Raw genomic sequence first — 21,273 nt, 5'->3', positions numbered from 1 at the left:
ATCGCGGGCGGCCACCGCGCGCGCTTCGGCCAGGCGCAGCGTCTCGCGGGCCTGGGTCACGCGGTCGGACAGCTGTCGGGTCTGGTCGATCTGCTGGCGCGCGGTCGTCTCGGCCATCCGGGCCAGCGTCAGGTCGCGTTCCGCCTGCGCCAGCCGGTCTGCATGCTTGCGGGCGGCCTGATGCGCCTCCTCGGCCTGCGTCAGGGCAGCCTGGCGGGCGCGGGCGGCCTCCGGGTCTGTCACGCGGGCCAGCATGCGCGTCACCTCGGAGCGGCGTGCCAAGTCGCCGGACAGGCGCGCGGCCTTGTCGCGGGCCTCGGTTTCGGCACGGGACAGTCGCTCGGCCTCCTCGATGGCGCGCTGCCATTCGCCCCCGGCCCTGGGGCGGCCGGTGGCGGTGGCCAGCCGTGCCATCTCCTGTCCGACGCGGTCCAGGACCGCGTCCATGCGCCGCCCCCCGGTCATCATGTCGATCTCTCCGGCAACGGAAGACAGCAGGTCGCGCCGCGTCCCAAGGTTGCGATCGCGGTCCTGCCGGTCTGCGGCGCTGTTGCCCTCCGGCTCCAGCCCCAGCAGGCCCTGGCGGACCCACAACAGACCCGACGGTCCGGCCAGTCCCCCATCCAGCAGGCGGTCGATCCAGGCCTCGGCCTCGTCCTCCTGGGCGATCAGGCGGCCTTGCGCGTCCGTGATCCGCGCCTGCGCCCGCGACAGGAACCGCTTGTGGATGCGGAACCGCCCTTGGGTCGATTCGATCTCGACCGCCACCTCCGGCGCGCCGCCGGCATGAGGCTGCAGCGCCTTGACCGGCGCGCGGCTGCTGCGGTGGCGTTCAAAGAACAGCGCGTGCAGCGCATCGAAAAAGGTGGATTTGCCGAACTCGTTCGGTTCGGACAGAACCGTGATGCCGTCGCCCAGGTCGGACAGCACCGCCCGGCGCCCGGCAAAGCGGCGAAGGTTGGTCAACTCGATCGCGCGCAGCTTCATGCCTGCACCTCCTGCGCAAAGCTGTACAGGCGCGACAGCGCCGCGGCCGAGATGTCGCGGTCGGCCTGCGACCGCTGCGGGTCGGTCGTGTCCGCCAGCAGGGCGTCGGCGGCGTGGCGCAGCGCGCCCGCGCGGTCGATCAGGTCCAGATCGTCGGGCCGGGCCTCGACCTGCAGGGCGGACAAGTCGACGGCGAACCAGCCGTAATCGGGCGCAGCCGCCTGCAGGGCCGCGTCCAGCGCCGCACGGTCCGACAGGGCCAGCCTGCCGCCTGCCGTCACGCTGACCAGATGATCGCGTGCCCGTTCCGTCGGCAGGGCGCGCGTCAGCGCCGCCCGCACATCCGCGCCCGGCAGCAGGTCCAGGTGCGGGCGGGTCCAGCGGAACTGCCCCACGGGCACCGCCTGCACCGTCATTTGGGCGCCCAGTCCGACCAGCAGCGCACCCGCCGGGCCGTCATGCTTGAAGCTGTCGGCCTCGGGCGCGCCCGAATACCAGGTTGCGGGGCCGATCTGGCGCTGTCCGTGCCAATCGCCAAGTGCCAGATAATCCAACCCCGACCGCGCCGCACGGTCGGGCGGGATGATGCCCGTTCGCCCGCCGCCCTCGTCGAAATCCGTCACCGGGCCGTGGCCCAGGCCGATCCGCCGCGCGCCTTGCGGCGTGGCCGCGTCCATCGCCTGCGTCAGGTCGCGCCCGGCGCGACGCTGCGTGCAAGGCGCGGGCAGCAGCCAGACGTCGTCGGCCAAGGTCACCGGGCCGTCATCCAGCAGGGGTTTCAGGTTCGCCGGGCCATCGGTCGCGATGCGCCGCCACAGCTCGGTCGCCGCCAGGCTGTCATGGTTGCCGGGCAGCATGATCCAGCGGATGTCTGCCTCCTCCGCCATCGCGCGAAGGGCCTGGCGCAGGGTGTCGGGGGCCGGGGTTTCCGCGTCGAAACTGTCGCCCGCCAGCAGCACGACCTGTGCACCGCCCTGCCGGGCAGCCTGGGCCAGGCGCCCGATGGCGGCATGACGCGCCTCGCGCAGGCGGTTGCGGATACCCTCGGGATAGCCGCCGAAGGGCTTGCCCAAATGCAGGTCCGATGCGTGCAGAAAGCGGAATGTCATGCGTGAGAATCCTTGTCGGTCAACGGGTCGCACTCACGGATCCAGGTCGATCCGCAATTGCAGCGGGTCGGTGCCCATGTCGAACGCGGCCTCGTCAAAACGCGGCGCGCGCAGGCGCGGTGCAGGCCCGACAGAAATGCCCCAGCGTTCCTGTGGCATTCCCAGCACGTTTGTGTCCAGCCGCCCGTTGCCATTCGCATCATGCAGCACCGCCACCGCATAGCGCCCCGGCGTCACGCCCTCGAACATGCAGACAGCCTGGCCACCGCGCGGCGGGGACGCGTCATGGACCGCGCCCGCCCCGTCGGGAAACCCCGCGGGATCGGCATGCAGGCTGCAGGCCAGCACGCCGCGGTCATCGGGGATGCCGGTCACCGTCACCTGGATGGTGCCCGCGATCGCGGGCGCGGCCAGCGTGGTTGCGGCGACCAAGGCCGCGATCCCGATCCTGCGACGATGCTGCATCCGTTCCCCCGTGACGGTCGTGACATGACGTGGCAGGTCACCACGAAACGCGGTGCCGGACAACCGCCGCCAGGGCCTGATACGCAGATGGCCGCGCCTTTGCGGGCGCGGCCATCGACACGTCACCGTGAAGGACGATCAGATCTGGCGTTCGGGCATCTGCACGACAAGACCGTCCAGCGCCTCGGTCACCTTCAGCTGGCAGGTCAGGCGCGACCGCTCGGGGTCGGGCTTGTAGGCAAAGTCCAGCATGTCCTGCTCCATCGGGTCCACCGGCGGCAGCTTGTCCGTCCATTCCGGCGCCACATAGACATGGCAGGTCGAACAGGCGCAGGCGCCGCCGCAATCGGCGTCGATGCCGGGAATGCCGTTGTCGCGCGCACCCTCCATCACGGTCATGCCGGGGCGGACCTCGACCTGGTGGCGGGTGCCGTTGTGTTCGATATAGGTAATCTTCGCCATGAGTGCTTGTTCCCTTGTGTCACCCGGAATTACGGGATCGGACGGCCATTGAAAAGGGGCAGCCCCGAAAGGCCGCCCCTCTTTTGCCATGGGCCGCAGCTTATTCGACCGGAGCCGTGTCCTCGTCCGCAGGGGCGGTCTCTGACAGGGGCAGCGCCACGAACAGCGGCTCTCCGCCACGGCGGATCAGCATCAGGACCGACCGGCGACCGGCCTCGCGGGCCTCGTCGATGCGGGCGTTCAGGTCGGCCACGCTGGCGACGGACTGCTGGTTGACGTCGGTGATGATGTCGCCGGGGGCCAGGCCCTTCTCTGCGGCCGCACCCTCGGGGTCGATGCCGGTGATGGCCAGGCCGGTCGCGTCGCGCGGCGCACCCAGCTCGGCCGCCATTTCGGGCGTCAGCACCGTCACGGTCATGCCCAGGACATCGCTCTCCGACGGCTCTGCCGCCGCGGGCGATTCCGACGCGCCGTTCTGCGCCGTCTCGCGGCGACCCAGGGTCACGTCCAGCGTCAGTTCGTCGCCGTCGCGCATCACCACGACCTGCGCGGTCTCTCCCGCCGGGGCCTCGGCCACGCGGCGGACCAGGCCGCGGGTGTCCTCGACCTCGGTGCCGGCAAAGCTGGTGATGACGTCGCCCGTCTGTAGGCCTGCATCGCGCGCCGGGCCTTCGGGAACGTCGGTGATCATCGCGCCGCCAGCCACGTTCAGACCCATCGCCTCGGACATTTCAGGGGTCACATCCTGGATCATGACACCCAGCCAGCCGCGACGGGTCTCGCCAAATTCCTTCAGCTGTTCAACGACTTGCGAAACGACGTTCGACGCCATCGAGAAACCGATGCCGATCGATCCGCCGTTGGGCGACAGGATCGCGGTGTTCACGCCGATCACTTCGCCCTTCAGGTTGAAGAGCGGCCCGCCGGAGTTGCCCCGGTTGATCGCCGCGTCGGTCTGCAGATAGTCGTCATAGGTCCCCGACAGCTCGCGGTTGCGGGCCGACACGATACCCGAACTGGCCGAAAAGCCCTGACCCAGCGGGTTGCCAAGCGCCAGGACCCAGTCGCCCACGCGGGCGCTGTCGCTGTCGCCGAAAGTGACGAAGGGGATCGGCGTCTCGCTGGTGACCTTCAGCAGGGCCACGTCCGTGTTCGGGTCGGTACCCACCACCTCGGCGGGCAACGTCTCGCCGGAATAGAACTCGATCTCGATCTGGTCGGCGCCCTCGATGACGTGGTTGTTCGTGACGATGAACCCGTCGGCCGAGATGACGAAGCCCGACCCCAGCGCGTTGGACCGCTGCGGGCTGCGAGGCGTCGGCATCCCTTCCGGTGCACCGGGGCCGCCGGGCAGGCCGAATTCGCGGAACAGGTCGGCAAAGGGGCTGCCTTCGGGGAAGGCCGGCCCGCCGGTCGGCTGCGACACGACCGAGGTCGTGGTGATGTTCACCACCGCGGGCGAGACCTGCTGCGCCAGGTCGGCAAAGCTGCCGGGCATGACCTGGGACGTGTCGGCGGTCGCGGCATCCGCCCCCAGCGGCTGGTTGGCCTCGGCGGCCTCCTGGGCCTGCTGGCTGACCTCGGGGGGCACGTCGTCATTGGCCGGGTCGACGGCCTGCGCGCCGGCTTGGCCAAGCCCGACCGCCAGCGCCAGCGCCGACGCGGTCAGGATATGGCGAGGGAAAAGCGGTTTCATGCGGGATGTCCTCATCTCTCGACGGCAGCGATCAGGGGCGGGTGCCCGGACTGCCTGTTGGATATGACGCCAATGTAGGGTGCCGTGGCAAATAAACCACGCTCTCGACTTGTGAACAGATCGTGATTTTCGTTGCAGAAACGGGCGAAGGTTTCCCTCCGCCCGCCTCGGGTTCGTCAGTTGGCGGGCGCGGGTTCCGCCGCCGTATCCTCGGCCGGGGCCTCGGGGGCCGGGGCTTCCTCAGCTGGCGCATCCTCGCTCTGGGCAGCGCCCTCCACCGGGGCGTCCGGCGACAGGATCTCGGACGGCTCCTGCGGGGGCGTGGCCAGATTCTCGGGCACCGGGGTCAGCTCGATCCCGGCAGATTCGCCCAGACGGTTGCCGTCGCGGTCGACTACCTCGGGAACGACCAGCTCCTCGCCTTCGGGCGTTTCGGCAGGGCTGTTCAGACCCAGCCGCTCGGCCGAATTGCCCGGCGGTACCGGCGTCGATGCGGGGTTGGCGTTCGCAGCCCCGTCGCTGGACAGATAGCTGAAGAACTCGCTGTCCGGCTGCATCACCAGCGAGCTGTTGCTGCCCTGAAGCGCGCGCTGATACGAGGTCAGCGAGCGCGTGAAGGCAAAGAATTCGGGGTCGCGGCCATAGGCGTCCGCATAGATCGCGTTGCGCTGCGCGTCGGCCTCGCCTCGGACGATCTCGGAGCGGCGGCCGGCCTCGGAGGTCAGCTCGACCACGGTCCGGTCGGCGGCGGCGCGGACGCGCTGCGCAGCCTCGTTGCCGCGTGCAACCTCGTCGGCGGCCTCGCGGGCACGCTCGGCCCGCATCCGGGCATAGGTCGCGTTCAGGTTCTGCTCGGGCAGGTCGGTGCGGGTCAGGCGGACGTCGATGATCTCGATCCCCAGGCCGCCCGAATTCGACCGCGCCTCGTCGCGGATCTGGTTCATCAGGCTGGTCCGGTCATCCGACAGGACCGAGGTCGAGGGCACCGTACCCAGAACGCCGCGAATGGCGTCGATCACGATCGGCTCAAGGCGCATTTCGGCGGCCTGGATGCCCTGCACGCCGACCGCCTGGCGGAACCGCACTGGATCGGTGATGCGCCAGCGGGCGAATGCGTCGACCACCAGGCGGCGGTCGTCCAGCGGGGTGACCTCCAGCGGGCTGGTCGGCAGACCCAGGATGCGCCCGTCGTACTTCACCACGTTGTCGATAAAGGGCAGCTTGAAGTTCAGGCCCGGCGTCTCCTGCACGTCGACGACCCGGCCAAGACGCAGCACCAGCGCCTTTTCCCGCTCGTCCACGATGAACAGGGCCGATCCGGCCAGGACGGCAACGACGACCACGGCCGGCAGGGCCAGGGCGGTCAGCAGGTTCTTGCGCGCAGCCATCAGTTCGTCCCTCCGCTGGTCGTTGTGGTGCCGGGCTGGGTGCCCGCCTGCGTGCCGGTGGTCTGGCCCGCGCCTTGGCCGGCGGTCGGCGCCGGGGGCGTGGCGCCGCCCTGCCCCGTGCCGCGCAGCTGGTCCAGCGGCAGATAGGGCACGATGCCCGAGCCACCCTCGCCACCGCCGATGCCCTCGCCGATGATGATCTTGTTCACGCCGCCGAGAACCTGCTCCATCGTCTCCAGATACATCCGGCGACGGGTCACATCGGGCGCGTTCACGTATTCCTCGTAGATCGAGTTGAAGCGCGCGGCCTCACCCGCGGCGGTGTTGACCGCCTCGGCGCGATAGGCTTCGGCCTGTTCCAGGATCTGGGCCGCCTGACCCCGGGCTGCGGCCAGTTCGCGGTTGGCATAGGCGTCGGCCTCGTTCTGCAGACGGTCACGCTCCTGCTGGGCGGCCTGCACCTCGCGGAAGGCGTCGATGACCTCCTCGGGCGGGTCGGCCCGGTCCAGGTTGACGCGGATCACGTTGATCCCCGACTGATAGCTGTCCAGCGTGCTTTGCACGGCGGCGCGCAGGTCGCTGGCGATCACGCCGCGATCGCGGTTCAGGATCGGGGCCAGTTCGCTGCGCGCGATGATGTCGCGCATCGCGGCCTCGGACACGGCGCGGATCGTGTCTGCGGGGTCGGCCAGGTTGAACAGGTACATCTGCGGATCGCGGATGTTCCAGACCACCTGGTATTCCATGTTCACGATGTTCTGGTCGCTGGTCAGCATCAGGCCGCTGTCCATCGGGCCGGCTTGGCCGGTGCCGATCTCGGTCACGCGTTCGTTCGTGACGGGCACGACCTCGGCGGTGACGACGGGCCAGGGGGCAAAGTTCAGACCCTCGGTCCCCACGGCGATGGCGCGGCCGAAGAGGAACTCGACCGACTGTTCGTTGGTCTGAACACGATAGAAGCTGGCAAAGGCCCACAGGCCGACCGCTGCCAGGCCCGCCACGACCAGGGTCGAGCGGTTCAGGCCAAAGTCCGGACCCATCGGGCTGCGACCGCCGCCGCCACCCCCGCCCGTGCCGCCGCCGGTGCCGCGACCGCCCATCAGCACGCGCAGGCGTTCCTGGCCCTTCTTCATCAGGTCCTCGATCTCGGGGCGCTGCGGGTCGTTGTTCGGACGGCGCGGCCCGCCGGGGGGCGGCTGTTCACCCCAGGGACGGCCGGCAGGCTTCTTGTCACGATCCCCGTCATCCCGGCCGCCGTTGCCGCCGCCGCCTCCGCCCCAGGGGCCCTGATTTGCCATCCGATAGACCTTCTTTCGTAGAAATTTCCGTTAGTTGAAAACTGGGGCGCGGGGCCGAAATGTCAACCCTGACACCCGTCCATGGCCGCGACCCAAGGCCGCGCCCACGGGATTGTCAGCCCGCCACGCCCTGATGCCGGCGCGTGGGCTGGCGCATCGTCACCAACTCCTCGGCCGCGGTCGGGTGGACGGCCACGGTCGCGTCGAACTGCGCCTTGGTCGCGCCCATGGTGATGGCGATGGCGGCCAGCTGGATCATCTCCCCGGCCTCGGGGCCGAAGATGTGACAGCCCAGCACGCGGTCGTCCGCCGGATCGACCAGCAGCTTCATCATCACCTTGGCGTCGCTGCCCGCGAACATAGACCGCATCGGCCGGAAGGTCGCCGCGAAGACGTCGACCGGACCGCGCGCCTTGGCCTCCTCCTCGGTCAGGCCGATGCTGGCCAACTCGTGCGGGCGCAGATAGACGGCGCTGGCGACCAACCCGTGATCGACCGTCCGGGGCCGTGCGCCGAAAACCGTGTCGGCAAACGCATGCCCCTCGCGGATCGCGACCGGGGTCAGGTTGACGCGGTCGGTCACGTCGCCCACCGCAAAGATCGACGGCACGCAGGTCTGCGACCATTCGTCGACCTCGATCGCGCCGTTGGGTTTCGTGCGGACCTCGGTCGTCTCGAGGCCCAGGCCCCGGGTATAGGGGTCGCGCCCAGTCGCCATCAGCACCGCGTCGAAACGATCGTCCGATCCGTCGTCGAACCGCACGCGGATGCCGTCGCCGTCACGTTCCAGCGCCGCGGGCGTCAGGCCCAGACGCAGGTCCACGCCCACCGCGCTCAGCTGCAGCGTCGCCAGGTCGCGCGCCTCGCGGTCGAAACCCCGCAGCACCGCGTCGCCGCGATAGGCCTGCACCGTGTCCACCCCCAGCCCCGCCAGGATCGTCGCGAATTCGCAGGCGATGAAGCCGCCGCCGACCAGCAGGATGCGCCCCGGCAGCCTGTCCATCAGGAACAGGTCGTCCGAGATCACCGCCAGCTCCTCTCCGGGAATGCCGATGGGCGCGGGACGGCCGCCGGCCGCAATCAGGATGTGGCGGGCGGTCTTCGTCGTACCGTCTGCCAGCCGGACCCGGTGATGGCCGTCCAGCGTGGCACGCTGGTCGTGGATCTCGACCCCCGCGCGGGTCAGGCCGGCGCGATAGATCACCTCCAGGCGCGACAGTTCGGCGTCCAGCTTCTCGCGGAACACCTCCCAGTCGAATGCCCCGGCCTGCGCGTCGCACCAGCCATAGCCGCGCATCTCCTCGGCCATCAGCCCGGCCTGAGAGGCAAAGATCATCAGCTTTTTCGGGACGCAGCCGCGGATGACGCAGGTGCCGCCCATGCGGCTCTCCTCGGCCAGGCCGACCTTGGCGCCGTGCTCGCCCGCCGCGATCCGCGCCGCGCGCACCCCGCCCGAGCCGCCGCCGATGACAAACAGGTCATAGTCGAAGGTCACGTCATTCCCCTTCCTGCGCCAGCATGTCGGCGTCGATGTCGTTGCGCGCCAGTTCGATCACGCTGCCGTCCTCGCGGCCGATGATGGCCAGATCGCACATCCCCAGGAACAGCCCGTGTTCGACGACGCCGGGAATGCAGGACAGCGCCCGCGCCAGGGCGGACGGGTCGGGGATCACCTCCAGGTGCAGGTCCAGGATCAGGTTGCCCTCGTCCGTGACGACCGGGTCGCTGCCCTTCAGGCGTTGCAGGATGTCGTGTTCGCCCAGTTCCAGCCCCTCCAGCGCGCGGCGGATCAGCTTGCGCGTGGTCTCGAACCCGAACTCCAGCACCTCGACCGGCAGGGGAAAGGCGCCCAGGGTCTCGACCACCTTGCCGGGATCGGCGATGACCACCATGCGGTCGCTGGCGGCGGCCACGATCTTCTCGCGCAGATGCGCCGCACCGCCGCCCTTGATCAGGTGTAGGTCGGGATCGACCTCGTCCGCGCCGTCGATGGTCATGTCCAGCCAGCCGATGTCGTCCAGGCTCTCGATGCGCAGGCCCAGGCTCTCGGCCAGCTGGGCCGTGGCGCGCGACGTCGCGGCGCAGCGCAGGGACAGACCCTCGGCCTGCACGCGGGCGGCCAGTTCGCGCACCATGACGCTGGCGGTCGAGCCGGTACCAAGGCCCAGCCTCATCCCGCCCTCGACCAGCGCGACCGCCGCCTTGGCGGCGGCCAGCTTGGCGGGATCGACCTGCGGTGATTGCGACATGACGACATCCCCTGAAAAATCCGTTCGCCCGCTTATAGGCCAAGCCACCGCCAAGGGCGAGAGGCCGCGACCCGTCAGCCGCGCGCCAGCCCTTCGGGCAGGATCACGGTAAAGCGGCTGCCCTGCCCCAAACGGCTCTCGATCCGCAGTCGGCCGCGGTGGCGGTTCACGATGTGCTTGACGATGGCCAGGCCCAGCCCGGTACCGCCCTGTTCGCGCGACCGGTGGGTGTCCACGCGATAGAACCGCTCGGTCAGGCGCGGCAGGTGCTGCTCCTCGATGCCGTCGCCGCGATCCTCGATGGCCACGGCCCAGGCCGGTCCGCGCAGCAGCGGTTCGTGCGCGATGCGCGACAGCGTGACGCGCAGCACGCCGCCCGATCCGCCGTATTTCACCGCGTTCTCGATCAGGTTCTGGAACACCTGGGTCAGCTGGTCGCCGTCGCCGGGCAGGCGCAGGTCGATGTCCAGCCCCTCGGTCGCGACGCTTACCCCGGCGGTCTGGATGCGCGGCGCCAGCATGGCCAGCGTTCCACGCAGCAGCCCCGGCAGATCGACCCGGCCCGAGGGGCGCGACCGCTCCTCGGCCTGCACCCGGCTCAGCGACAGCAGCTCGCTGATCAGGCGGTTCATGCGCGCGGCCTCACGCTCCATGATGTCCAGGAACCGGTCGCGGGCGCGGGCGTCGTCACGCGCCGGACCGCGCAGCGTCTCGATGAAGCCGGTCATGGCGGTCAGCGGGGTCTTCAGCTCGTGGCTGACATTGGCCACGAAATCGCGGCGCATCTGCTCGGCCTCCTCGGCCACGCTGCGGTCCAGGACGGCGACCGTCGCGCCACGCCCCAGGGGGCTTGGCAGGGGCGCCACCGTCACCTCGGCCAGGATCTCGCGGCCGTCGGCGACGCAGGTCGCGCGCAGGGTGGCGACTCCGTCCGGTGCCGTGGGCAGCGTCTGATCGGGCGTGGGCGCAGGCACCCCCTCCGGGTCCAGGACCCAGTCCACGGCCTGCACGATGGCAGGATGGCGCAGCACGGTCACGAACGGTCGCCCGACCAGGGCCGGACCGAACAGCGCCAGCGCCAGCGGATTGGCGGCGATCACCCGCGCCTCGCGGTCGACGGCCAGCATGGGCAGCGGAATGCCGTCCAGGAACCCTTCGACCCGGCGCGGCCCGGCCGCCATCGCGTCAGTCCCCCGCCGGCGACAGCCCGGCCCGGAACCGCGCCGCGTTGTCCCGGTACCGCGCCGCGGATGCCCGCAGCCCCGCCTGCGCATCGGTGTCCAGCATCCGAACGACGCGGCCCGGGGCGCCCATGACCAGCGCGCCGTCGGGGATCACCTTGCCCTCGGGGATCAGCGCCCCTGCCCCGATCAGCGCACCCGCGCCGATGATCGCGCCGTTCAGCACCGTCGCCCCCATGCCGATCAGTGCACCGTCGCCGACCCGGCACCCGTGCAGGATCGCACGGTGCCCGATCGTGCAATCGGCCCCGATCACCAGCGGGTGGCCCGGATCGGTGTGCAGCACGCACAGGTCCTGGACATTGCTGCCCTGCCCCACCTCGATCACCTCGGTATCACCGCGCAGCACCGCCCCGAACCAGACCGACGCCCCCGGCGCCAGCACGATCCGCCCCATCACCTGCGCGTCCGGCGCGACCCAAGCCTGCGGGTCGATCTGCGGCGTGATCCCGTCCAGCGACCAGATCATGCGACACCTTCGGACATCAGGTCGCGGACAAAGGCCCCCAGCCCCGCCTGCCGGTCGCGACGCAGGCGTTCCGCCGTCAGTATGGCACGCATCCGCGCCTCGGTCTGGTCCAGGTCGTCGTTGACCAGGACGTAATCGTATTCGGCCCAGTGGCTGATCTCGGATCGGCTTTTCTGCATGCGCCCGGCAATGACCGCGTCGCTGTCCTGGCCGCGGCCGCGCAGGCGGCGTTCCAGTTCGGGCAGCGACGGCGGCAGCACGAAGATCGACACGACATGCGCCCCAAGGGCCGATGCCCGGATCTGCTGGCCGCCCTGCCAGTCCACGTCGAACAGCGTGTCGCGCCCGGCCAGCATCGCCTGTTCGACCGGCCCGCGCGGGCTGCCGTAAAGGTTTCCGAAGACCTCGGCATGTTCCAGCATCTGCCCCTCGGCGACCATCCGCAGAAAGCCGTCGCGGGTGGTGAAATGGTAGTGCTCTCCGTCGATCTCTCCAGCCCGCGGCGCCCGCGTGGTGGCCGAGACCGAGAAGCGCAGCCCCGCGTCCCAGTCCATCAACCGCCGCGCCAGCGTGGATTTCCCCGCCCCGGAGGGCGATGACAGGATGACCATCAGGCCGGTGCGTTCGATCATGGCGGCATGTTCCCTGGCGGTTGGTCGCGATGCGTCCGGGGATGCCCCGTCGCGCCGCAGGGGTCAAGACCCGCAACCGGAAGGCATCTTAACCATTCGTTCATTAAATGACTCGGCGAGCGGGCGGGGAACGCGCTATTGTCAGGGGTGAGCAGTGACCGGCCGTGGCCGGAGAGAGTAAAGGGTTGACCGTGCCGGACCGGGAAGACGGACCAGACACCAAGCCGGGAATGCCGCCCCAGGACGCCATGGGACGGATCGTGCGCCTGCAGGACTATGAGACCTGCACGCCGGACCGCGTTCTGCGCGAGATGCGCGAATACTGGGACGGCATCCGCAAGGGCCGGGCGATCCCGGCGCGGTCGGATGTCGATCCGCGGGGCATCGCGCGCACGCTGGATTATGCGTTCATCCTGGAACGCATCGCGCCGGGCGCGGGTCGCCTGCGTCTGGCGGGACGGCACCTGATCGACCTGATGGGCATGGAGGTGCGCGGCATGCCCGTCTGCGCCTTCCTGAACACCTCGTCGCGGGGGCGGTTCTCGGACGTGCTGGAAAGCGTGTTCAAGGCGCCCCAGATGGCGCGACTGACGCTGCAGGGCAAGCCCGACTATGGCCGCCCGCAGCTGAACGCCCAGATGCTGCTGCTGCCGCTTCGGTCGGATCTGGGCGACGTCACCCGCGCCCTGGGCTGCCTGGTGGCGGAGGGCGACACCGGCATCGCGCCCCGCCGCTTCGACATCCTGGCGGATGAGGTCATGCCGATCATCGAAGGCGGCACGACGGTCAAGCCCTCGCCCTCGGCCATCGGCTTTGCCGAAGGACGCGCCGATTTCAAGCCGCGAGGGGCCGTGCCGGACAAACCCGCAGCGGAAAAGCCCCTGCGCGGTTTCCCCCAGGCCGAAACCCCCGAGGAACGGCGCGCCCTGTTCCGGGTCATCCAGCCCCGGCAGCCCGACGCCTAGCCCAGCAGCGCCGGCCGCCAGCGATACAGCGCGGCCGGCGCCGGCGACGCACGCCCCAGGCTCTGCAGCTCCAGGTCCTCGCCCCGACGGAAACCAAGGTTCTTCAGGATCTTGCGTGACGCATCATTGTCGACGAAGGCAGCTGCCAGAACCTCGGGGGGGTCGAACCGCGCCACCAGTTCTGCAAAGACCGCGGCGACCATCTCCTGCCCCAGGCCCTGTCCGGCATGGGCGGGGTCCAGGAAATAGTTCATGCGCGGCGGTGGGCCTTCGGACAGGCCCACGATGCCGACGACCTGCCCCCTGTATCGGACCGCCAGCCGCAACGGCGGAAGCAGCGCGCCCTGCAGCAGCAGTGGCTGGACATCGTCCAGCGTCATCGCGGGGTCATAGCGCAGCAGCATCCGTGCCACCTCGGGCTTGGTCACGATGCGGTGCAGCGCGGGCAGGTCGTCCGGGGTCACCGCATCGATGCGCAAGCGCGGCGTCGTCAACGCAATCGCGTGGCGCTGCTGGAACGTGTCGCGGTCCAGATGCAGCATCTCGGCCGGGACCTCGGCCCGCAGCGGGCGCGACCGAAGCACTGTCCGGCCACAGGGCCGAAACCCCAGCCAAGCCAGAAGGCGCGCTGACCGGTCGTTGCCGATCAGGCAATGGGCATGCACCTCGGTCGCGCCGGAGAGGAACAGGCGCGAAAGGGCCAGCACGCCCGCGCGGCGGCCGATCCCCTGCCCCTGCCGGTCCGGTGCGATCCAGATGCCAAAGACGCGGCCCGCCTGGACCATGCCGACCAGCCGTCCGTCCTGACGGATCGCATGTTCGTCCAACCCCGCGGCTGCGATGAAATCGCGCGCGTCAGCCGTGCCATAGGGCCAGGGCAGCGTGGTCAACCAGCGCACGACGTCCCAATCGGCCAGGGCTGCCGCAATGTCGTCGGCATCCTCGGGCCAGGGGCGCGTCAGGGCGACCGGCGGGTGCATCGCCTATCCGACCGGCACGACCCGGACCGCGCCGCCCTTGGCCGACAGCGCGATCTCCCCGGCGGCCAGACGCAAAGCGTCGCGGCCAAAGACCTCGGCCCGCCAGCCCTGCAATGCCGGCAGGTCGCGGCTGCCGGTGGCCAGCGCGTCCAGTTCGGACGACGACGCGATCAGCTTTGGCGCGACGCCCGCCGCATCGGCCTTGGCCTTCAGCAGCACGCGCAGCAGATCCGACAGGGCGGCATTGCCGGGCTTGCCGGGCTCCTCGCCCTTGGGCTGCGGCAGGTCCTTGGATTCGATCCCGGCCTTGACCGCGGCCAGGATGCCGTTGGCGATGTCGCCCTTGCGCGCCTCGCGCAGCAGCAGGCGGGACTTGCCCAAATCGGCCTCGGTCAGCGGCTTGGTCGAGGCCAGCTCGATCATCGCGTCATCCTTGTAGACGCGGCTGCGGGGGATGTCGCGCGCCTGGGCATAGCTTTCGCGGAACCGCGCCAGTTCGCGCAGGATCGCCAGGAAGCGGGGCGAGTTGGTGCGGGTACGCACCTTGAGCCAGGCCTCTTCGGGGCGGGTGATATACGTCTCGGGGTCCTCCAGGACCGCGATCTCCTCGGCCAGCCATGCCTCGCGGCCGGTCTTCTTCAGCTCGGCCGACAGGTATTCATAGATCACCCGCAGATGGGTCACGTCGGCCAGCGCATAGGCGGCCTGCGCATCCGACAGCGGACGGCGCGACCAGTCGGTAAAACGCGAAGACTTGTCCAGGTCGGCCCGGGCGATCTTGCGGACCAGCGTCTCGTAGCCGACCTGTTCGCCAAAACCGCAGACCATGGCCGCGACCTGGGTGTCGAACAGCGGCACAGGGAACAGTTGCGCGTCGTGATAGAAGATCTCCAGATCCTGGCGGGCGGCGTGGAACACCTTGACCGTCGCCTCGTGGCGGAACAGGTCATAAAGCGGTTCCAGCGACAGCTCCTCGGACAGGGGATCGACCAGGACGGCGTCGCCCCCGCCGGTCTTGGCCGTCGATGCCGGCGGGATCGCCAGCTGGATCAGGCACAGCTTGGACCAATAGGTCCGCTCGCGCAGGAACTCCGTGTCGACGGTCACATAGGGGGCAAGCTTTGCGGCCTCGCAGAAACGGGCGAGGTCTTCGGTGCGGGTGATGGTGGGGATGTCCTGGCTCATGCGCTCTTTCAGATCGGGCGGTTCGTCCGCCAATTGGACAGCTTTACGCCCACGGCAGCGCGTTGAAAAGCCCCGTCGCCCGCCGCCGGGGCACAGGTCCTAGTCCGGCGCCTGCTCGCCCGGACGGGCGCGCAGCGCGTCGGCCACGCCGTCCTCGCAGACGGTCCGGTCGACCATCGGCACGCCCGTGCGAAAGGCCGCACGGCCGATCAGATGGGCCGCGACCGGCGCGGTCATCAGCAAAAACAGGATCGCCGCCACCGCCCGCGCGATGACCGTTCCTTCGGCGAACTGCACGGCCACGGCCACCAGGATCAGGCCCGAACCCAGTGTTCCCGCCTTGGTCGAGGCATGCATCCGCGTCAGCAGGTCGGGCAGCCGCAGCACCCCCATCCCCGCCGCGAAACAGAAGATGCCGCCGGACAGCACCAAGATCGCCACGATGATGTCATGCATCATGTCAGTTCCTCCGCCTTGAGCAGGATGCGACGCTCCAGATAGCGCGCCAGGCACACGGTCGCCAGAAAGCCGACCAGTGCCAGCACGACGGCCACGTCCAGAAAGCCCGCGCTGCCCGACAGCAGCGCCGTCAGGCCGCCGAACGAGACCAGCTGCACCGTCATCAGGTCAAGCGCCACGATCCGGTCAGCCAGGCTTGGCCCCCGCACCAGCCGGATCGCGGCCAGCACGACGCCCAGGATCACCAAGGCAAAGCCGAACAGGATTACAAATTCCAGCAGGGTCATATCGTTCACTCCGTCGCCTCGCGGACCCAGACCTCGAACCGGTCGCGGATCTGCGCGCGGATCGCGTCCGGGTCGTCGCCGAACATTGCGTGGATATACAGCGTGCTGCGGTCCTCGGACACGTCGAGGCTGAGCGTGCCTGGGGTCAGCGAGATGAAGTTGGCCAGCAGCGTGATCTGCAGGTCGGTCGTCACCGTGATGGGCACCGCGATCAGCGCGGGCTGCGACGACTGTCCTGGCGTCAGCACGTCGCGCACGACCGGGATCGAGCTGACCACCAGTTCATAGACGAACATCACGATCAGCCGCGTCCAGTAGTAGAGGCGCCGGAAATAGACCCCGGTATCGGGAAACAGCGGACGGACCAGCCACATCGCGGCCATGCCGACCAGATAGCCGGTCGTCAGCCCGCCCAGGGTCAGCCCGCCGGTCAGCGCGACCCAGGCAAAGGCCAGCACCATGTTGATGGCGAACAGGTTCATGGCTGCACCCCCAAGACGGTCGTGACATAGTCGGTTGGATCCAGCAGCTGCGTGGCCGCCCGTTCGGCGAACAGCACGAAGGATTCCGGGAACAGGCCGATGATGCAGGTCAGCGCGGCCAGCGCGACGATCGGCAGCATCAGCGCCATCCGGTCGCCCATCGGCAGGTCCGACAGGCGCGGCTTGACCCCGTCGGGATTCGCGGGCCAGAAGGCCGAGCCCCAGATCTTGGTCATCGAGAAGATGGTCAGCAGACCGACCGCCAGCGACACCCCGGCCACGAACCACATTTCCAGGTCCAGCGCGGCCTTGACGACCACGTATTTCGCCCAGAAGCCCGAAAGCGGCGGAAAGCCCGCCAGCGAGAATGCCGGGATCAGGAACAGGAAGGCCAGCACCGGGGCATGGGCGTAAAGGCCGCCGATGCGCGCCAGATCGGTCGATCCGGCAATGCGCTTGGCCACGCCCGCGACGAAGAACAGGTTCGCCTTTACGATGATATGGTGGACCAGGTAGAACACCGCCCCCATCAGGCCAAGCGGCGTATAAAGCGCCAGTCCCAGGACCATGTAGCCGATCTGGCTGATGATGTGGAACGACAGGATGCGACGGAAGTCGTTCATCGCCGCCGCGCCCAGAACGCCCGTGACCATCGTCACCACCGACGCCCACAGCAGGATCGTGTGCGTGAAGCCGACATCCTGGTCGAAGACCAGCGTGAACATCCGGATCAGGGCATAGACGCCAACCTTGGTCAGCAGGCCCGCGAAGATCGCCGACACCGCCACCGGGGGCGTGTGATAGGAGGCGGGCAGCCAAAAGAACAGCGGGAACAGCGCGGCCTTGACGCCGAAGGCCACCATGAACATCACCGCGACGGTGGTCAGCAGGCCGGTATTCTCGACCTCGCGGACGGCCAGGTGCAGGTCGGCCATGTTCAGCGTGCCGGTCAGGCCGTACAGCAGACCGGTTCCCGCCAGGAACATGATCGTCGAGACCAGGTTCAGCAGCACGTACTTGATGCCGCCGTCCAGCTGTTCGCGGCTGGCCCCCAGCACCAGCAGGCCGAAGCTGGAGATCAGCATGACCTCGAACCAGACATACAGGTTGAACAGGTCGCCCGTGACGAAGGCCCCGCAGACGCCCATCAGCAGCGTCTGCAGCAGGGCGTGAAAACCCAGCCGTTCCAGCCGTTCGGGGATTTCGGACAGGGTATAGATTACGGTCGCGAGGCCGGTGATGGCGGTGATGACGACCATGACCGCGCCCAGAAGGTCGGCCACAAGCGTGATGCCGAAGGGCGCCTGCCAGTTCGACATCTGGGCGGCGACGACGCCCTCCTCCAGCACCTCGGCCATCAGGACGACGCTGGCCAGCAAGAGCGCGACCGTCCCCGCGACAGAGATCCAGCGCCCGGCGGGCGATTTGCGGAACAGATAGGACAGGACCGCCGTCAGCAGCGGGATCAGGATCGGATAGACCAGAAGCCAGCTCATTTCCCGGCCTCCTTGCCCGCGTCGACGGGCTCGGCCACGCGCATCTCGTCGCTGTTGACGGTGCCCAGGGTCATGAACGCGCGATAGACCAGCGCCAGGGTGAAGGCCAGCAGGCCGAACCCGATCACGATCGCGGTCAGCACAAGCGCCTGCGGCAGGGCGTTCGCGACCACGCCGGTGGGCGCATATTCGCCCGCATCGATCAGCGGGGGCGCGCCTGGGGTCAGACGGCCGCTGGCAAAGATCAGCAGGTTGACCGCGTTCGACAGCAGCGCCAGCCCGAACAGGAAGCGCAGGATGTTGCGGTCCAGCATCAGATAGACCGACGCGGCGACAAGGACGCCGACGGACAGGGCAAGCAGCATTTCCAAATCAGATCTCCTGTTCCAAGGCAAAGACCAGGGTCAGGATTCCGCCGAAGACGGCCATGTAGACTCCGATGTCGAAGACAAGGACGGTGGACAGCGGCACATAGCTGTCGCCGTCGCGAAACAGGAACAGCCACTGTCCGGTGAAGAAGGGCTGGCCCGCGAAGGCCGCGCCGATGCCCCCCAGGGCCGCGACGCCCAGGCCCGCCATCGCCAGGTTCGACGGATCGATGCGCAGCGCGGCCTGCGCCTCCTCGACCGAGGTGGCGATGGTATAGAGGATGAACGCCGTGGCCCCGATCAGCCCGCCGATGAAGCCGCCGCCGGGCAGGTTGTGCCCGCGCAGCAGCGCATAGACCGAGAACATCAGCAGCAGGGCCGCCAGCAGGCGCGTGGTGGTGGTCAGGATCAGCGACTGCATCTCAGCTCTCCTCCTCGGGCTTGCGGCGGGTGGCACCGCGCAGCAGGGCGAACGCGGCGATGGCGGCGATGGCCACGACGGTGATCTCTCCGAACGTATCCAGGGCGCGGAAGTCGACCAGGATGACGTTGACGATGTTGCGGCCATGCGCCTCGGGATAGGACGCGGCCTCGAAGAAGGACGTCAGGCGGCGGTCGAAATCGGTCGCCATCACGGACATCAGCAGGAAGGTTGTGACAAGGCCCGCGCCCCCCGCGATGACCGCGTGCCCGGTGCGGAACCGGGTCTTGGACCGGCGCGGCAGATAGGGCAGGCGCAGCATGACGACGCTGACCAGCACGACGACCAGCACCTCGACCAGCAGCTGCGTGATGGCCACGTCGGGGGCGCTGAACATGATGAAGATCAGCGACACGCCGATGCCCGACGCGCCCATCCCGGCGATGGCCGTCATGCGGCTGTGCGTCCAGACGGTCAGGATCGCGCCCGCCACGATCAGGCCCAGCACCGTCCATTGGATCGGGTGCACGCCCTCGGCCGACAGGCCCGGCACGCCCTGGAACGCGCCCTTGATCAGATACGAGCCGCCGACCATCACGACGAAGGTCGCGAACATCACGGCCATATAGCGCTGCAGGCTGCCGGTCTGGATCAGGTTGGTCTGCCAGGCGGCGAAGGCCTTGAACCCGTCCAGCAGACGGTCCCAGCCCGCGTCGAAGTCGATCGGGCTGCGCGCCTCGAACGCGGCAAGGCGGTCGCGGATCGCCTGATGGCGGCGATAGACCAGCCAGCCCGCCAGGAAGGTCAGCAGCGACAGGATCAGCGCCATGTTGATGCCGCCCCACAGGTACAGGTGCACCTCACGGACCTCTCCGAAGACGGCATGGGTGGCGGGGCCGACCAGGTAGTGGCCCAGCACGCCTGGCAGCAGGCCGAAGATCAACGACAGCGCACCAAGGACCAGCGGACCCGCCAGCATCGCCCACGGCCCCTCGTGTGGGGTGGTGGGGGTCGGGCGCAGATCGCCGCGGAACGGCTTGAGCGCGACGATGCCGCCGACGGCAAACATCAGGACCGATGCCGCGAAGGCCATCGCGGTCACCCAGAACGCGCCGAACCCGTCCAGCCCCAGGCCGGCCTTGTACATGAATTCCTTGCCGATAAAGCCGATCATCGGCGGAATGCCCGCCATGCTGATCGCGGCCAGCGCGGCGGCAAGCCCGGTCAGCGGCATCGCCTTGGACAGGCCGCCCAGGACGCCCGCATCGCGCGTGCCGGTGGCATGATCGACGATGCCGATCATCAGGAACAGCGCCGCCTTGTAGAGCGAGTGTACCACCAGGAACAGCATCGCCGCGACGATGGCGTAATGCGTGCCCGCGCCGATGAACATGGTCAGCGTGCCCAGCGCCATCAGCGTGGTATAGGCCAGCACCTGCTTGATGTCGGTCTGGCGCAGCGCCATGACCGAGGCGAAGACCGCCGTGACCCCGCCGAACAGCGTCAGGATCCAGAACCACGCATCCGTCCCGCCCAGCGCGGGGTTCATGCGCGCCATCAGGAACACGCCCGCCTTCACCATCGTGGCCGAATGCAGATAGGCCGATACGGGCGTAGGGGCTGCCATCGCGTTGGGCAGCCAGAAGTGGAACGGCACCTGCGCCGATTTCGTGAACGCGCCCGCCAGGAACAGCAGCAGGATGCCCAGGTACCAGGGATGCGCGCGGATCATGTCGCCCATCGTCACGATCTGCGACAGCTGCGACGTGCCCGCGACCGTGCCCAGCACGATCAGGCCGGCCAGCAGGATCAGGCCCCCCGTCCCCGTCACCAGCAGCGCCTGCAGCGCGGACCGGCGCGACGCCGCGCTGTCGGCGTTGAAGCCGATCAGCAGATAGGACGCGATGGTCGTGATCTCCCAGAACACGAACAGCATGATCAGGTTGTCGGCCAGGACCAGGCCCAGCATGCCGACCATGAACATCAGCAGATAGCTGACGAAACGCGGATAATCCGGGTGATCGCCCAGATAGCGCGCCGAATACAGCGTGACCGCCGCGCCGATCCCGGTGATCAGCAGGGCGAATGTCATCGACAGCCCGTCCAGAAGGACCGACAGCTGCACCCCCAGCGAGGGCACCCAGTCAAAGCCATAGACCTGCGGGCCTTGCGCGATTTCCGGCAGCAGTCCCAGGAAGTACAGGAACAGGATCGTCGGGAACGCGATCGAGATCCAGCCCGCAGGCCCTCCCATGACGCGGTCCACCGATGGATAGTCGTCAGCCATGTCTCGAACCCTTGTCGCGGCATGCAATTGGCGGATGGCTTAGCACCCTTGGTCGGCGGAAAACAGTCGCTTGGGGCGGCTAAATCGGCGCTGACGACCGAAAATTGCGCATCGGGGCACGGTGGCCGCCCTTACGTGCGCGCGCGCCCTGTAAATAGGTATCGGGTTTCCGGCCGCATCCGTCCGGTGACCCCTGCTGTCGCCGGATTGCGACATTTTGGCGCAGCGCTTCGAGCATCGAAAATGCCGCGCCGACAGGGCCTTGTGGCCGCATGTCCGGCGCCTGTCATCTGAAGGCTTGTGCGCGCCCCCCCGTTTGGGGTCTGATGTGCGGCAACCGGGGCGCA

Annotated in this window: 22 protein-coding genes; 1 reads left to right on the top strand and 21 read right to left on the bottom strand. The window is 68.8% G+C overall.

Annotated features, from left to right (window positions below; translation table 11 throughout):
- The 12 genes from FHD68_RS00480 to gmk form a co-directional block, all read right to left on the bottom strand.
- Window positions 1-987, bottom strand: a 987-nt coding sequence (locus FHD68_RS00480) for an AAA family ATPase (RefSeq protein ID WP_167550347.1), incomplete at its 3' end; no start/stop codon positions are given.
- The gene (locus tag FHD68_RS00475; RefSeq protein WP_127898828.1) at window positions 984-2,096 is read right to left on the bottom strand and encodes a metallophosphoesterase family protein; all 1,113 of its coding nucleotides are present in this window, start codon (window positions 2,094-2,096) and stop codon (window positions 984-986) included. The genes FHD68_RS00480 and FHD68_RS00475, both read right to left, overlap by 4 nt.
- 33 nt (window positions 2,097-2,129) lie before the next feature.
- On the bottom strand, window positions 2,130-2,561 hold the full coding sequence (locus FHD68_RS00470; RefSeq protein WP_127898829.1) for a DUF2141 domain-containing protein: 432 nt from the start codon (window positions 2,559-2,561) through the stop codon (window positions 2,130-2,132).
- Window positions 2,562-2,699: 138 nt separating this feature from the next.
- Entirely contained in the window at window positions 2,700-3,023 is a 324-nt protein-coding gene (locus FHD68_RS00465) for a 2Fe-2S iron-sulfur cluster-binding protein (protein ID WP_045998869.1), read from the bottom strand.
- 100 nt (window positions 3,024-3,123) lie between these two features.
- Window positions 3,124-4,719: a DegQ family serine endoprotease gene (locus tag FHD68_RS00460; RefSeq protein ID WP_127898830.1), complete on the bottom strand. Its 1,596-nt coding sequence runs from the start codon at window positions 4,717-4,719 to the stop codon at window positions 3,124-3,126.
- A gap of 176 nt (window positions 4,720-4,895) precedes the next feature.
- Entirely contained in the window at window positions 4,896-6,107 is a 1,212-nt protein-coding gene (gene hflC / locus FHD68_RS00455) for a protease modulator HflC (RefSeq protein ID WP_127898831.1), read from the bottom strand.
- Window positions 6,107-7,405, bottom strand: coding sequence for an FtsH protease activity modulator HflK (hflK, locus tag FHD68_RS00450; protein WP_127898832.1), 1,299 nt, complete (start codon window positions 7,403-7,405; stop codon window positions 6,107-6,109). Before hflK ends, hflC begins: the two co-directional genes overlap by 1 nt.
- Window positions 7,406-7,520: 115 nt before the next feature.
- Entirely contained in the window at window positions 7,521-8,900 is a 1,380-nt protein-coding gene (gorA, locus tag FHD68_RS00445) for a glutathione-disulfide reductase (RefSeq protein ID WP_139084956.1), read from the bottom strand.
- 1 nt (window position 8,901) lies between these two features.
- Window positions 8,902-9,654 (bottom strand): ribose-5-phosphate isomerase RpiA, encoded by a 753-nt coding sequence (gene rpiA, locus FHD68_RS00440; protein WP_139084953.1) that lies wholly within the window; start codon window positions 9,652-9,654, stop codon window positions 8,902-8,904.
- A 74-nt stretch (window positions 9,655-9,728) separates the two neighbouring features.
- On the bottom strand, window positions 9,729-10,835 hold the full coding sequence (locus tag FHD68_RS00435; RefSeq protein WP_139084951.1) for an ATP-binding protein: 1,107 nt from the start codon (window positions 10,833-10,835) through the stop codon (window positions 9,729-9,731).
- Between the two features lie 4 nt (window positions 10,836-10,839).
- Window positions 10,840-11,364 carry a gamma carbonic anhydrase family protein gene (locus tag FHD68_RS00430; protein WP_127898836.1) on the bottom strand — a complete coding sequence of 175 codons (525 nt, stop codon included), beginning with the start codon at window positions 11,362-11,364 and terminating at the stop codon, window positions 10,840-10,842.
- Entirely contained in the window at window positions 11,361-11,993 is a 633-nt protein-coding gene (gmk, locus tag FHD68_RS00425) for a guanylate kinase (protein ID WP_164871474.1), read from the bottom strand. The genes FHD68_RS00430 and gmk overlap by 4 nt, the downstream gene beginning before the upstream one ends.
- Window positions 11,994-12,187: 194 nt before the next feature.
- Between gmk and FHD68_RS00420 the strand changes: the two genes are divergently transcribed.
- Window positions 12,188-12,961, top strand: a complete 774-nt coding sequence (locus FHD68_RS00420; protein ID WP_240542432.1) for a PAS domain-containing protein — start codon at window positions 12,188-12,190, stop codon at window positions 12,959-12,961.
- On the opposite strand, the gene FHD68_RS00415 is transcribed toward FHD68_RS00420, so the two are convergent.
- From FHD68_RS00415 to FHD68_RS00375, 9 genes are all read right to left on the bottom strand, one after another.
- On the bottom strand, window positions 12,958-13,941 hold the full coding sequence (locus FHD68_RS00415; protein ID WP_127898838.1) for a GNAT family N-acetyltransferase: 984 nt from the start codon (window positions 13,939-13,941) through the stop codon (window positions 12,958-12,960). The genes FHD68_RS00420 and FHD68_RS00415 overlap by 4 nt on opposite strands.
- A gap of 3 nt (window positions 13,942-13,944) precedes the next feature.
- Window positions 13,945-15,114 carry a ribonuclease D gene (rnd, locus tag FHD68_RS00410; RefSeq protein WP_127899399.1) on the bottom strand — a complete coding sequence of 390 codons (1,170 nt, stop codon included), beginning with the start codon at window positions 15,112-15,114 and terminating at the stop codon, window positions 13,945-13,947.
- Between the two features lie 111 nt (window positions 15,115-15,225).
- Window positions 15,226-15,585 carry a monovalent cation/H(+) antiporter subunit G gene (gene mnhG / locus FHD68_RS00405; RefSeq protein ID WP_052715061.1) on the bottom strand — a complete coding sequence of 120 codons (360 nt, stop codon included), beginning with the start codon at window positions 15,583-15,585 and terminating at the stop codon, window positions 15,226-15,228.
- Complete coding sequence (locus tag FHD68_RS00400; protein WP_052715060.1) at window positions 15,582-15,872, bottom strand: monovalent cation/H+ antiporter complex subunit F; 291 nt, start codon at window positions 15,870-15,872, stop codon at window positions 15,582-15,584. The genes mnhG and FHD68_RS00400 overlap by 4 nt, the downstream gene beginning before the upstream one ends.
- Before the next feature lie 5 nt (window positions 15,873-15,877).
- On the bottom strand, window positions 15,878-16,354 hold the full coding sequence (locus FHD68_RS00395) for a Na+/H+ antiporter subunit E (protein ID WP_045998861.1): 477 nt from the start codon (window positions 16,352-16,354) through the stop codon (window positions 15,878-15,880).
- On the bottom strand, window positions 16,351-17,850 hold the full coding sequence (locus tag FHD68_RS00390; protein WP_139084949.1) for a Na+/H+ antiporter subunit D: 1,500 nt from the start codon (window positions 17,848-17,850) through the stop codon (window positions 16,351-16,353). Before FHD68_RS00390 ends, FHD68_RS00395 begins: the two co-directional genes overlap by 4 nt.
- On the bottom strand, window positions 17,847-18,215 hold the full coding sequence (locus tag FHD68_RS00385) for a Na+/H+ antiporter subunit C (RefSeq protein WP_232303266.1): 369 nt from the start codon (window positions 18,213-18,215) through the stop codon (window positions 17,847-17,849). The genes FHD68_RS00390 and FHD68_RS00385 overlap by 4 nt, the downstream gene beginning before the upstream one ends.
- A 7-nt stretch (window positions 18,216-18,222) precedes the next feature.
- Window positions 18,223-18,639: a Na+/H+ antiporter subunit B gene (locus FHD68_RS00380; protein WP_045998858.1), complete on the bottom strand. Its 417-nt coding sequence runs from the start codon at window positions 18,637-18,639 to the stop codon at window positions 18,223-18,225.
- A gap of 1 nt (window position 18,640) precedes the next feature.
- Window positions 18,641-20,926 carry a putative monovalent cation/H+ antiporter subunit A gene (locus FHD68_RS00375; RefSeq protein ID WP_127898840.1) on the bottom strand — a complete coding sequence of 762 codons (2,286 nt, stop codon included), beginning with the start codon at window positions 20,924-20,926 and terminating at the stop codon, window positions 18,641-18,643.
- Window positions 20,927-21,273: the final 347 nt, after the last annotated feature.

The sequence above is a fragment of the Paracoccus marcusii genome (assembly GCF_006151785.1).
Taxonomy (GTDB): Bacteria; Pseudomonadota; Alphaproteobacteria; order Rhodobacterales; family Rhodobacteraceae; genus Paracoccus; species Paracoccus marcusii.
Note: the sequence above shows the minus strand (reverse complement) of the source record. Positions and strands in the feature narration are given on the sequence as shown.